The sequence below is a fragment of the Massilia sp. UYP34 genome (genome assembly GCF_056279385.1).
Genome location: NZ_JBWBRF010000003.1, coordinates 390997 through 403131 on the forward strand (window position 1 = coordinate 390997; position 12135 = coordinate 403131).

The 12135-nt window shown below is 63.1% G+C and carries 13 protein-coding genes; 3 read left to right on the forward strand and 10 right to left on the reverse strand.

Annotated features, from left to right (window positions below):
* Nucleotides 1-99: 99 nt before the first annotated feature.
* The 10 genes from gluQRS to ACZ9AQ_RS08455 form a co-directional block, all read right to left on the reverse strand.
* Nucleotides 100-1011, reverse strand: coding sequence for a tRNA glutamyl-Q(34) synthetase GluQRS (gluQRS, locus tag ACZ9AQ_RS08410; protein WP_429203307.1), 912 nt, complete (start codon nucleotides 1009-1011; stop codon nucleotides 100-102).
* Nucleotides 1012-1115: 104 nt separating this feature from the next.
* Nucleotides 1116-1610, reverse strand: coding sequence for a nuclear transport factor 2 family protein (locus ACZ9AQ_RS08415; RefSeq protein WP_429203308.1), 495 nt, complete (start codon nucleotides 1608-1610; stop codon nucleotides 1116-1118).
* 77 nt (nucleotides 1611-1687) lie between these two features.
* Nucleotides 1688-2095, reverse strand: coding sequence for a nucleoside diphosphate kinase regulator (gene rnk, locus ACZ9AQ_RS08420; protein ID WP_429203309.1), 408 nt, complete (start codon nucleotides 2093-2095; stop codon nucleotides 1688-1690).
* Nucleotides 2096-2751: 656 nt separating this feature from the next.
* Nucleotides 2752-4053, reverse strand: a complete 1302-nt coding sequence (gltA, locus tag ACZ9AQ_RS08425; protein WP_429203310.1) for a citrate synthase — start codon at nucleotides 4051-4053, stop codon at nucleotides 2752-2754.
* Between the two features lie 95 nt (nucleotides 4054-4148).
* Complete coding sequence (locus ACZ9AQ_RS08430) at nucleotides 4149-4427, reverse strand: FAD assembly factor SdhE (RefSeq protein ID WP_429203311.1); 279 nt, start codon at nucleotides 4425-4427, stop codon at nucleotides 4149-4151.
* Nucleotides 4428-4710: 283 nt separating this feature from the next.
* Nucleotides 4711-5421, reverse strand: a complete 711-nt coding sequence (locus ACZ9AQ_RS08435) for a succinate dehydrogenase iron-sulfur subunit (protein ID WP_429203312.1) — start codon at nucleotides 5419-5421, stop codon at nucleotides 4711-4713.
* Between the two features lie 48 nt (nucleotides 5422-5469).
* Nucleotides 5470-7248 (reverse strand): succinate dehydrogenase flavoprotein subunit, encoded by a 1779-nt coding sequence (gene sdhA, locus ACZ9AQ_RS08440; RefSeq protein ID WP_429203313.1) that lies wholly within the window; start codon nucleotides 7246-7248, stop codon nucleotides 5470-5472.
* A gap of 2 nt (nucleotides 7249-7250) precedes the next feature.
* Nucleotides 7251-7619, reverse strand: coding sequence for a succinate dehydrogenase, hydrophobic membrane anchor protein (gene sdhD / locus ACZ9AQ_RS08445; RefSeq protein ID WP_429203314.1), 369 nt, complete (start codon nucleotides 7617-7619; stop codon nucleotides 7251-7253).
* A gap of 3 nt (nucleotides 7620-7622) precedes the next feature.
* Complete coding sequence (sdhC, locus tag ACZ9AQ_RS08450; protein WP_429203315.1) at nucleotides 7623-8048, reverse strand: succinate dehydrogenase, cytochrome b556 subunit; 426 nt, start codon at nucleotides 8046-8048, stop codon at nucleotides 7623-7625.
* A 268-nt stretch (nucleotides 8049-8316) separates the two neighbouring features.
* A complete protein-coding gene (locus ACZ9AQ_RS08455) occupies nucleotides 8317-9081 on the reverse strand; it encodes a GntR family transcriptional regulator (protein ID WP_429203316.1) in 765 nt (254 codons plus the stop codon).
* A 319-nt stretch (nucleotides 9082-9400) separates the two neighbouring features.
* Between ACZ9AQ_RS08455 and ACZ9AQ_RS08460 the strand changes: the two genes are divergently transcribed.
* The 3 genes from ACZ9AQ_RS08460 to ACZ9AQ_RS08470 all read left to right on the forward strand — a co-directional run bounded on the left by ACZ9AQ_RS08460 (nucleotide 9401) and on the right by ACZ9AQ_RS08470 (nucleotide 12039).
* Nucleotides 9401-10390, forward strand: coding sequence for a malate dehydrogenase (locus ACZ9AQ_RS08460; protein ID WP_429203317.1), 990 nt, complete (start codon nucleotides 9401-9403; stop codon nucleotides 10388-10390).
* Between the two features lie 85 nt (nucleotides 10391-10475).
* A complete protein-coding gene (locus tag ACZ9AQ_RS08465) occupies nucleotides 10476-11480 on the forward strand; it encodes an HpcH/HpaI aldolase/citrate lyase family protein (RefSeq protein ID WP_429203318.1) in 1005 nt (334 codons plus the stop codon).
* 7 nt (nucleotides 11481-11487) lie between these two features.
* Nucleotides 11488-12039: a hypothetical protein gene (locus ACZ9AQ_RS08470; RefSeq protein WP_429203319.1), complete on the forward strand. Its 552-nt coding sequence runs from the start codon at nucleotides 11488-11490 to the stop codon at nucleotides 12037-12039.
* Nucleotides 12040-12135: the final 96 nt, after the last annotated feature.

The window sequence follows — 12135 nt, forward strand, 5'->3', positions numbered from 1 at the left end:
GGCGGCGACTGCGCCGCAGTGCGAGCACTGCAAGCACGAGCCAACGCAGCAACGCGCCGGTTCTGGCAGCCAAAAACAGATTTATTTATGGGTGAGTACTTAGGGCCCGGCGCCTGCGCGGCGCGCCAGCAGGCGGCCCCAGGCCGGGATCGCGGCCTGCCAGAACTCGTCGCGCGAGCGCGGCGGCGCCAACCCGAACGCAAGATCCAGATCGAGAAAGCGCGCCGCATCCAGCAGTGCGGCGACGGCCGCGGGCTCGTCCCCCGCCGTCACCGCCAGCGCACCGGTCTGTTTCGACAACTTTTCACCGTTTTCATTGCGCACCACCGGCACGTGCAGGTAGCGCGGCGTCGGCACGCCAAGCAGGCGCTGCAGGTAGATCTGGCGCGGCGTCGAGTCGAGCAGGTCGGCGCCGCGCACGACGTCGGTGACGCCCTGCTCCGCATCGTCCACCACCACCGCCAGCTGATAGGCCCAGAACCCGTCGGCGCGCTTGAGCAGAAAGTCGCCCGAGTCGAGCGCCAGGTGCTGCGTGACCTTGCCCGCGAACCGGTCGATGAAGGTGATTTCATCATGGCCGGCCTCGGGCACGCGCACGCGCAGGCTGCGCATGGCGCGGCCCGGGCCCAGCCCGTGGCGGCAGGTGCCGGCATAGATCGCCGCGCCGTCGGGCGCGAAGCCCAGGCGCGAATCGGCAATCTCGCGCCGGTTGCAGCCGCAGGGATAGGTGTCTTGCGCGATGCGCTCCGCGGCGGCCTGGTACAGGCGCTTGCGCCGGCTCTGCCAGACGACTTCGCCGTCGGCATGCATGCCGAGCGCATCGAGCAGCGCCAGCATGCCCTCGGCCGCGCCAGGCACGCTGCGGCCCTCGTCGATGTCTTCGATGCGCACCAGCCAGGCGCCCCCGTGCCAGCGCGCGTCGAGGTAGCTGGCCAGCGCCGCCACCAGCGAGCCGGCGTGCAGCGGACCGGAGGGCGATGGGGCGAAGCGGCCGATATACGGAAGTTTCAAGTGGCGTCGCTCAATCTAGGTAAATTGCGTCGGGTGGACGGCTCACCGTCCACGCGTTCAAATCCTGCGTGCACCTGGACGTGCGGACGGTAGACGCGTCCACCCTACTTCTTCTTTTCGTGCCCGGCGATGATGCCGGTGACCTGGTCGATCACCTCGTTCGGCACCGCCAGCGAGAGTTGATAGTGAACGATCTCGAAACCCTTCGCCGTCTTGCGGATCACGCCGCTTGCCATCGCATGGCCCATGTTCCTGGTGTCGAGCAATTCGTCGAACCAGATCAGCGACTTGTCGGCGGACGCATAGACGTGGCGACGGGTGGCCTTGAACGTCCAGGCCGACCTGGCGTCGAAATACTTCTTCGACCAGGCCTTGAATTCGTCGCGGGTCCACAGCTCGCTGCGGTCGGTGCCGATGTAGACGCCGTCCTTGGCGATCTTGTCGAAATAGGCCATCCGCGTGTTGGCGGCGTCGTCATGCCACTCGTCGACGAAGGCATTGACCTGCTTCGTCAGCTCGGCATCGGTGGCGGCATTGGCAGCATTGGCGGCGCCGATCAAACCCAGGCACAGGAAGCAGGCGGTCAGGAAGCGTTTCACGAAAGATCCCTTCGATGGAGTGTGAGCGCGGTTATTGTACACATGCAAATGTGTAAGCAACACCACGCCCACGCCTGCTACCGGTGCAGCTCGCCCGCCCGCTCCGGCTGGTAGTCGATGTCGAGCACGGTGGCTTCGAAGGTGCCGCCGCCCGGGCGCTGCCAGGTGATGCTGGCGCCGATGCGCAGGCCCAGCAGGGCCGTGCCGACCGGGGTCAGCACGGACAGCTGCTCGCCGCTGTCCTTCATGTCCTTCGGATAGCTCAGGGTCATGGTCACGTCTTCGTCCGAGCCGGCGAAGCGAAAACGCACGCGCGAATTCATGGTGACGACGTCGGGCGGCATCTCCCACGGCTCGACCATTTCAGCACGCCCGAGTTCGTCCAGCAGGGCGTCGCGCGCAGTGGCTTGCGCGGCGGGGAGACGGTCGAGGATGCGTTCGAGACGCTCGAGGTCGAGCCAGGATACGACGATGGATGGTTTCATGTGTTCTCCACAAAATGACCGGATAAGGTCAAGATTGATGACGGCGCCGCATGATCGATGCGGCGATGCAGTAGATGGAGGCGGCCCGGGAGGATGGACAGGCGCTGGCCTGCCGTGGTTCCTCACCGAGCCAGGGAAAGCCGGGCGAGGTCGAGGCTGGAAAGATGCGCCGCTCGGCGCGCTGCCACGCGCACGCGAACGCCACCATCGCCCAGGGGCGATGCGGCGTCAAACGGTGGCAGGCGGAATGGATTCATGGCGGTCGGCTGAGACGATTAGCCCAGTATAGCGCGCTTTGTTTTCCAGTCAACCGGCGGCTGGCCTCAACGCTTACTTACTTACTTACTTACTTACTTACTTACTTACTTACTTACTTACTTGCTTACTTGCTTACTTGCTTACTTGCTTACTTGCTGGCAGCTGCCTTGCTGACGAGAGCGGCGAGCACCTGCCAGCGCTGTGGCTGGTTCAGCTTTGGCAGCTGGGCGAACAGTTGCGCAAACTGCGGCGCTTTCATCGTACGCTCCCGATCGATGACGACCGGAATTGGACCGCGCATCAGCTCAGTAGATCAATGCTCATCCACAGCTAAACAGGACAGCACCATAAAAAAAAAAGCGGGCCAAGGCCCGCTTTCCGATGACACCGCGTTGTGATTAACGCTTGTCGATGCTCGGCACGTCGCGCACCGGCGAACCGATGAACAGCTGACGTGGACGGCCGATCTTCTGCTCCGGATCGGCGATCATTTCGTTCCACTGGGCGATCCAGCCGATGGTGCGGGCCATGGCGAAGATGCCGGTGAACAGCGAGACCGGGATACCCAGGGCCGACTGCACGATGCCCGAGTAGAAGTCGACGTTCGGGTACAGCTTGCGCGACACGAAGTATTCGTCGTTCAGGGCGATCTTTTCCAGTTCCATTGCCAGCTTGAACAGCGGGTCGTCCTGCAGGCCGAGCTCGTTGAGCACTTCGTGGCAGGTTTCGCGCATCAGCTTGGCGCGTGGGTCGAAGTTCTTGTACACGCGGTGACCGAAGCCCATCAGCTTCACGCCCGAGTTCTTGTCCTTGACCTTCTCGATGAAGGCAGGGATGTTGTCGACGGTGCCGATTTCCTTCAGCATGTTCAGCGCGGCTTCGTTCGCGCCGCCGTGCGCCGGGCCCCACAGGCAGGCGATGCCGGCGGCGATACAGGCGAACGGGTTGGCGCCCGACGAACCGGCCAGGCGGACGGTCGAGGTCGACGCATTCTGCTCGTGGTCCGCGTGCAGGATCAGGATGCGGTCCAGCGCGCGCACCAGCACGTCGTTGACCTTGTACTCTTCGCACGGATTGCCGAACATCATGTACATGAAGTTGGCGCTGTACGACAGGTCGTTGCGCGGATACATGAACGGCTGGCCGACATTGTATTTGTAGGCCATCGCGACCAGGGTCGGCAGCTTGGCGATCAGGCGGATCGCCGAGATTTCGCGCTGCTTGGCGTCGTTGATGTCCAGCGAGTCGTGGTAGAACGACGCCAGCGCGCCGACGGTGCCGACCAGCACCGACATCGGATGCGCGTCGCGACGGAAGCCACGGAAGAAGAATTGCATCTGCTCGTGGATCATCGTGTGCTTGGTCACGGTGTCGTTGAACTTCTCTTTCTGCTCGGCGTTCGGCAGTTCGCCGTTCAGCAGCAGGTAGCAGGTCTCCAGGAAGTCGCAGTTGACGGCCAGTTGCTCGATCGGGTAGCCGCGGTACAGCAGCTCGCCCTTGTCACCGTCGATGTAGGTGATGCTCGAGTTGCAAGCGGCGGTCGACATGAAGCCAGGATCGTAGGTGAACTTGCCGGTCTGGCCGTACAGCTTGCGGATGTCGATGACGTCCGGGCCGATGGTGCCCTTGTAGATCGGCATGTCGACCGACGGGCTGCCGTCCGAGAACGACAGGGTGGCTTTGGTATCAGAGATGTTCATGGCACTTCCTTCTTGTGGGAGTGGGTCTACAAAATAAAACGAAACCGGAGGGCGCCGCGACCAGCCCGCGAGGCAGACCGGATGCCCAATTTCGCTTACGCTTGCCGCAACCGCGCCAGCAAGGCACGCACATGCGGCAGGTCGACCTCGCCGGAAGGCTCGGAGCGTCCCAGCAGCAGGTCCATCAACGGGTTGTCCGCCAGATCGAGCAGACGGGTCAGCGCATCGACCTCTTCGTCGGTCAGTTCTTCTTCGTGCGCGTCCAGGAAGCGCGTGAGAATCAGATCGTTCTCGAGCAATCCCCGGCGTGCGCGCCAACGCAGGCGGGCACGGTTGGCGGGATCGGCTTGATGCGCATTTGCACTAGGTTTCACACTAGAGTCCGTTGTTGGTTCGACATCATACCCCGGCTGCCGCGATTCGGCAGTACGGTACTTTTACTGTATTGCTTCGGCATGGTTGGGCCGACACGAGTATGCACACGTTCGCTGAACGCGTCGGCGGCAGAGCCGCCAACCCTACGGCAATATACCGATCGTAGGGTTGGCGGGTCCCCCGCCGACGCGTTCAACCGGCGCTCGAAACACCACGCCGTTATACGCACGTCTGCACACCGCATGCGGCGCCATGCCGGCCGCCGCATGCGCTACGCGACCATCAAATGGCGCGACGAACCAGCAGTTCCTTGATCTTGCCGATCGCCTTGTTCGGATTCAGGCCTTTCGGGCACACATCCGTACAGTTCATGATCGAGTGGCAGCGGAACAGGCGGTACGGGTCTTCCAGGTTGTCCAGGCGCTCGTTGGTCGCTTCGTCGCGCGAGTCGGCGATGAAGCGGTAGGCCTGCAGCAGGCCGGCCGGGCCGACGAACTTGTCCGGGTTCCACCAGAACGACGGGCACGAGGTCGAGCAGCAGGCGCACAGGATGCACTCGTACAGGCCGTCGAGCTCTTCGCGCTCTTCGGGCGACTGCAGGCGCTCTTTCTCGGGCTTGATCGAGTCGTTGATCAGGTACGGCTTGACCGAGTGGTACTGCTTGAAGAAGTTGGTCATGTCGACGATCAGGTCGCGCACCACCGGCAAGCCCGGCAGCGGACGCAGCACGATCGGCTGGGTCAACTCGTTCAGGTTGGTGGTGCAGGCCAGGCCGTTCTTGCCGTTGATGTTCATCGCGTCCGAACCGCACACGCCTTCGCGGCACGAGCGGCGCAGGGCCAGCGAGTCGTCGACGTCCGACTTGATGCGCTGCAGGGCATCCAGCAGCATCTTGTCGGTGTCTTTCAGCTCGACGGTCACGTCTTGCATGTATGGCTTCGAATCCTTGTCCGGATCGTAGCGGTAGATTTTCAGTTGGACGGTGCGTGCCATTTCATTACCTGTTCTGGGCCGGAACGTCGGTTCCGGCCATGGAAAATATTAGAAAGTACGGGCCTTCGGCTTGAAGGTGTCGACGGTCAGCGGTTTTTGCACCACGGGCTTGTACTCGAGGCGATTGCCTTCCGAGAAGAACAGCGTGTGCTTCATCCAGTTCTCGTCGTCGCGGTTCGGGTAGTCGCTGTGGGCGTGGGCGCCGCGCGATTCCGGACGCGCCGCCGCCGACACGATGGTCGCCTTGGCGGTCTCGATCAGGTTGTCGAGTTCCAGCGCTTCCACGCGGGCGGTGTTGAACACCTTCGACTTGTCCTGGAACGACACGTGCTTGCGGCGCTCGTCGAGCTTCATGATTTCCTTGACGCCCGTCTCCAGCAGTTCCTGGGTACGGAACACGCCGCAGTATTTCTGCATGGTGGCGCGGATGTCGTTGGCGACGTGCTGCACTTTTTCGCCACCGACCGAGGATTCAAGCTTGTTCAGGCGCGCCAGGGCGAAGTCGGCCGCGTCCGCTGGCATCGGCTTGTTCGACTTCTGCTTCAGGTTCGAGGCCACCACGTGGTTGCCGGCCGCGCGGCCGAACACCACCAGGTCGAGCAGCGAGTTGGTGCCCAGGCGGTTCGCGCCGTGCACCGACACGCAGGCGCATTCGCCGATCGCGTACAGGCCGTTGACGATCTTCTGTCCGCCGGTGCCGTCGGGCGCGACCACCTGGCCGTGGATATTGGTCGGGATGCCGCCCATCTGGTAGTGGATGGTCGGGACGACCGGAATCGGTTCCTTGGTCGCGTCGACGTTGGCGAACTTGTGGCCGATTTCCAGGATCGAAGGCAGGCGCTTCTCGATGGTGTCCTTGCCGATGTGGCGCAGGTCGAGCAGCACGTGGTCTTTATTGGGACCGCAGCCGCGGCCTTCCTTGATCTCCTGGTCCATCGAACGCGACACGAAGTCGCGCGGCGCCAGGTCCTTCAGGGTCGGCGCATAGCGCTCCATGAAGCGTTCGCCGTTCGAGTTGATCAGGATACCGCCCTCGCCGCGCACGCCCTCGGTGATCAGGACGCCGGCGCCCGAGACGCCGGTCGGGTGGAACTGCCAGAACTCCATGTCTTGCAGCGGCAGGCCGGCGCGCGCCGCCATGCCCATGCCGTCGCCGGTGTTGATGAACGCGTTGGTCGATGCGGCGAAGATGCGGCCTGCGCCGCCGGTGGCGAAGATGGTGGTCTTCGCTTCCAGGATCATCACGTCGCCGGTTTCCATTTCCAGGGCCATCACGCCGACCACGTCGCCGTCGGCGTCGCGGATCAGGTCCAGGGCCATCCACTCGACGAAGAAGTGGGTGCGGGCGCGGACATTACGCTGGTACAGCGTGTGCAGCAGCGCGTGGCCGGTGCGGTCGGCCGCGGCGCAGGCGCGCTGGACCGGCTTCTCGCCGAAGTTCGCGGTGTGGCCGCCGAACGGGCGCTGGTAGATGGTGCCGTCCGGGTTGCGGTCGAACGGCATGCCGAAATGCTCGAGCTCGTAGACGACCTTTGGGGCTTCGCGGCACATGAATTCGATCGCATCCTGGTCGCCCAGGTAGTCGCCACCTTTCACGGTGTCGAACATGTGCCAGTACCAGTCGTCCTCGCTCATATTGCCCAGCGAGGCGCCGATGCCGCCCTGCGCCGCAACGGTGTGCGAACGGGTCGGGAAGACCTTCGACAGGACCGCGACGTTCAGGCCGGCTTCGGCCAGTTGCAGCGATGCGCGCATGCCGGAACCGCCGGCGCCAACGATGACCGCGTCAAAGCGACGGGTAGGAATTGCGGTTTTGATTGCTGCCACGATTACACACTCCACAGAATTTGCACGGTCCAGGCGGCGCAGGCGATCAGCCAGAAGATCGTCGCGAGCTGGAGCAGCAGGCGCAGGCCTGCGTTCTTGACGTAGTCCATCCAGATGTCACGGATGCCGACCCAGGCGTGGTAGTACAGCGCCAGGAAGGTCACCAGCGAGAACAGCTTGAACCACTGTTTCGAGAACAGGCCGGCCCAGCCTTCATAAGTAAAATTCTGGCCGGTCAGGAAGGAGACCAGCAGGACGACCGTGTAGATCGCCATGACGATGGCGGTGACGCGCTGCGCCAGCCAGTCGCGGAAGCCGTAGTGGGCGCCGACGACCATGCGGCGTGGGCCGATATTATTCTTGGTTGCCATGATTTAAAACACTCCGAACAGTTTCATGCCGACCAGCGCGGTCAGCAGCAGGCTGATGATCAGCACCCAGCGCGCGGTCGATTGGGCAGCGTCCTTGTCCAGGGCAAAGTGATTGTCCATGAACAGGTGGCGGATGCCGGCGACGAAATGGTGCAGGTAAGCCCACGACAGGCCGAGCAGGATGATCTTGACGAGCGGCAGCGACACGATGCCGGCGAAATAGCCGAACGACGATTCCGACAGCAGGCTCTGCTGGAACAAATACAGCAGGAATGGCAGCATCAGGAACAACCCGGCGCCGCTGACGCGGTGCAGGATCGACACGATCGCCGATGGCGGCATGCGATATTTCGTCGTGATATCGCCGATTCCGACGTTGCGATACACCGGCCGCCCTTTCTTGCTTGCTTCTCTCACGGCTTCCGACATGATGGTACACCTCCCATTTAAGACAAATTTTTGTATGAACCCTGCATTCTTGCCGATTTCACGGCCTGGTCCGGGAAACTGGGACCAGGCCAGCGGGACAGCGGGCGGCGAACCGGGTCATGTCCGTCGCGTACCCAAAACCAATATATTTTAATCGCATTCGCGCAATCGCCGCAGAGGGGGCCTATCCCATCCGGCTATTTTCCGAATTATTCGAAAAGACAGAAAACAGAGAATTTCTACCTGACCGTTTTCTGCTTTATTCTCCTCACGACAATTCGTTCAAATAATGGTGGCTTGCGGTCGAGTACAGTTCGCGGCGCAGCTCGACGGCCTTGTCACCGTAGGTGAACGACACCCGCTCGCCGCACAGCAGCGGCGTGCCGGGCGCCACCTTCAGGTGCTCGGCCGTGGCCGCGTCGGCCGACACCGCCCGGATCTTCTCGGTCGCGCGGATCATGCGCGTGCCGAATTCCGTCTCGAACAGGCCGTACATCGGCCCCTTGTATTCCTGCAGCCGCTCCGCGCTCAGGCCCTTGAACAGCTGACCCGGCAGCCACAGCTCTTCCAGGATGGTCGGCTGGCCGTCGAACGATTGCACGCGCTTGATGTAGACCACGGCGTCGCCCGACTTGAGCTCGAGCAGGCGCGCGACCTCGGCCGGCGCACGAGTACGCTTGACTTCAAGGAAACGGTTCTCGGGATGATGGGGGACGCCTTCGTCCGGCATCAGTCGCAGGAAGCGGAAATGGGCGCGCTCTTCGGCGTGGCTGGCAACGAACGTGCCCTTGCCCTGGCGCCGCAGCACGAGGTTCTCGGCAGCCAGTTCGTCGATTGCCTTGCGCACGGTGCCCTGGCTGACCTTGAAACGGGCCGCCAGCTCGACTTCGCTCGGCATGAGTTCGCCAGGCTTCCATTCACCGGCCTGCAGGCTCTGGGTGATCAGCGCCTTGATCTGCTGATAGAGGGGCCGGAACGACGGCGAGCCACTGCTGACAGGATCAACGGCCGGATTGGACGGGGCGGAATTCATAGACCGCGATTTCACCACAAAAGTGCATGACCGTCCAGTATTAGAGGTCTTTAGATATGTGTCTTATATAAGACATATGATATTGAATTGACAGACCAAACGGCAGAGGAATACACTCATGGCCGACCGGGAGTCGGCGCCACTCTTGACATCATTGTACGCGCGCGACACCCGACTTTCGACCTTGAAGGCTTGAAGTGCGCTTTTGGTATCATTGCAGCTTCATCAAACCGCGGTGAAGCAACTTGTAGCCAAACAGGCGTATGCTCGGCGTCGACCTCGGCGCAAACCGTATTCATTCCCACTTTGGAGATTCATCATGGCTAAAACCCCAATGCGCGTCGCCGTCACCGGCGCGGCCGGCCAGATCGGCTATTCCCTGCTGTTCCGCATCGCCAGCGGCGACATGCTGGGCAAGGACCAGCCGGTCATCCTTCAGCTGCTCGAGATCGACAACGAGAAGGCACAGAAGGCGCTCAAGGGCGTGATGATGGAAATCGACGACTGCGCGTTCCCGCTGCTCGAAGGCATGACCGCCCACGCCGACCCGATGACCGCGTTCAAGGACGCCGACGTCGCCCTGCTGGTCGGCGCCCGCCCGCGCGGCCCGGGCATGGAGCGCAAGGACCTGCTCGAAGCCAACGCCCAGATCTTCACCGTGCAGGGCAAGGCCCTGGACGCCGTCGCTTCGCGCAACGTGAAAGTGCTGGTGGTCGGCAACCCGGCCAACACCAACGCCTACATCGCGATGAAATCGGCCCCGAACCTGCCGGCCAAGAACTTCACCGCCATGCTGCGCCTGGACCACAACCGCGCCCTGTCGCAAGTGGCGGCCAAGACCGGCAAGGCCGTCAAGGACATCGAGAAGATGATCGTGTGGGGCAACCACTCGCCGACCATGTACGCCGACTACCGCTTCGCCACCGCCGGCGGCGAGTCGATCAAGGACCTGATCAACGACCAGGAATGGAACGCCAACACCTTCCTGCCGACCGTCGGCAAGCGCGGCGCCGCCATCATCGAAGCGCGCGGCCTGTCGTCGGCAGCGTCGGCCGCCAACGCCGCCATCGACCACGTGCGTGACTGGGTGCTGGGCACTAACGGCAAGTGGACCACCATGGGTATTCCTTCGGATGGTTCCTACGGCATCCCGGAAGGCACCATGTTCGGCTTCCCGGTCACGACCGAGAACGGCGAGTACACCATCGTCCAGGGCCTGGATATCGATGCCTTCTCGCAAGAGCGCATCAACCTGACCCTGAAAGAGCTGGAAGAAGAAAAAGCCGGCGTCGCTCACCTGCTGGGCTGAGCCTGAACCTGGCGCGCGGCAGTCGCCGTGCGCCAACCGCGCCGTGCCGTTCAAGCGGCACGGCCGTTTTTATGTTGTGAGAGATATGCACCCTTCCGAGGTTTTATTCCAGGGCAAACGCCAGCCGCTCCTTCTCCCCGCCTGCGACCACTACGCCGGCTCCGAGAAGCTGATGCGTAAATCGATGGCCCTGCAACAAGAGCTTGGCCCCCTGTTCGACATCACCTTCGACTGCGAGGACGGCGCCGCTGCCGGCAGCGAACTGGAGCACGCCATCCTGGTGGCGCAGATGGTCAACAGCGACGACAACCGTTTCGACCGCATCGGCGCGCGCCTGCACGACCCGGCCAGCCCCCATTTTGCGAAGGACGTCGAGTTCATCGTCGGCGGCGCGGCGCAACGCCTGGCGTATGTGGTGCTGCCCAAGGTGGAAAGCGCGATCGAAGTCGCCCGCGCGATCGACCTGATCAACCAGCACGCCCAGGCCGCCGGCCGCCGGAGCGCCGGACCGACCAACCTGCCGGTGCACGTATTGATCGAGACCCACGGCGCGCTGCGCGAGGCCTACGACATCGCCGCCCTGCCTCAGGTCGAGTGCCTGTCGTTCGGCATCATGGATTTCGTCTCAAGCCACTACGGCGCGATCCCGGCCAGCGCGATGCGCACCCCGGGCCAGTTCACCCACCCGCTGGTGGTGCGCGCCAAGCTCGAGATGGTGGCGGCCTGCCACGCCCACGGCAAGGTGGCGTCGCACAACGTCACGACCGACATCAAGGACAGCCCGACGGTCGCCAACGACGCCCAGCGCGCCGGCGCCGAATTCGGCTTTACCCGGATGTGGAGCATCCATCCGGACCAGATCAAGCCGATCCTGAAGGCGTTCACCCCGCGCCTGTCCGAGGTCAATGAAGCGACGAATGTCTTGAGCGAAGCCATGGCGGCGGATTGGGGACCGATTGCCCAGCATGGCCGCTTGCACGACCGTGCGAGCTACCGATATTATTGGTCGGTGTTGCAGCGTGCCAAACTGGCGGGCCTCGCGCTGCCGGAAGCCGCTGCGGCAATCGTCCACCTCCCCGACAGCGAATAACCCGACCATGGCCACCCTCTTCCCCAAATTCGCCGCCGCCTGCGCTGTCGCGCTCGCGGCCGCCGGCATGTGCGCGCCGGCCACTGCCGCAGGCGCCGCCGCCAAGGAACCGCATCCGAAAGCGGAAAAAGTCCTGAAGGCGCAAGCCAAGAAGAAACCATCGAAGAAAGCGCAGGCCGCAGCAGCGGCCGCGGCGGCTGCGGCAGCGGCTGCCGCAGCTGCCAACCCGCTCGAGGTCGACGAGCCGGACATCACCGATACCAAGGTGACCGAATACGCTTGCGAACTCGGCAACAAGATCACGATCTATACCAACGAAGCCGACGACAGCCATATCGCGCTGCGCTGGAAGCAGCGCCTGCACCGCCTGGCCCGCATCGGCACCACCACCGGCGCGCTGCGCTTCGAGAATCCGCACTATGGCCTGATCTGGATCGGCATCCCGTCCAAGGGCATGCTGCTCGACTCGAAGCTCAACCGCCAGTTGGCCAATGAATGCAAGAACGCCGAACAGTCCGCGATCGTGGCGACCGCGGAACCGGAAGCGAGCAAGACTTGAAGGGCGCCTCGAAAAACTGTCGCGAGCGGCAGCAGTTTCGGTCGAGAAGCGCAACCGTACGGGCGTACGGTGAGCATCGCAGACCGAAAATGCAAC

Excerpts from the sequence above, each read along its gene's own strand:
- ACZ9AQ_RS08455 (WP_429203316.1), bottom strand. The coding sequence starts at position 9,081 with ATGAATTCCGCCCCGTCCAATCCGGCCGTTGATCCTGTCAGCAGTGGC.
- ACZ9AQ_RS08465 (WP_429203318.1), top strand. The coding sequence starts at position 10,476 with ATGCACCCTTCCGAGGTTTTATTCCAGGGCAAACGCCAGCCGCTCCTT.
- sdhD (WP_429203314.1), bottom strand. The coding sequence starts at position 7,619 with ATGGCAACCAAGAATAATATCGGCCCACGCCGCATGGTCGTCGGCGCC.
- ACZ9AQ_RS08470 (WP_429203319.1), top strand. The coding sequence starts at position 11,488 with ATGGCCACCCTCTTCCCCAAATTCGCCGCCGCCTGCGCTGTCGCGCTC.
- rnk (WP_429203309.1), bottom strand. The coding sequence starts at position 2,095 with ATGAAACCATCCATCGTCGTATCCTGGCTCGACCTCGAGCGTCTCGAA.
- sdhC (WP_429203315.1), bottom strand. The coding sequence starts at position 8,048 with ATGTCGGAAGCCGTGAGAGAAGCAAGCAAGAAAGGGCGGCCGGTGTAT.
- ACZ9AQ_RS08460 (WP_429203317.1), top strand. The coding sequence starts at position 9,401 with ATGGCTAAAACCCCAATGCGCGTCGCCGTCACCGGCGCGGCCGGCCAG.
- gltA (WP_429203310.1), bottom strand. The coding sequence starts at position 4,053 with ATGAACATCTCTGATACCAAAGCCACCCTGTCGTTCTCGGACGGCAGC.
- ACZ9AQ_RS08435 (WP_429203312.1), bottom strand. The coding sequence starts at position 5,421 with ATGGCACGCACCGTCCAACTGAAAATCTACCGCTACGATCCGGACAAG.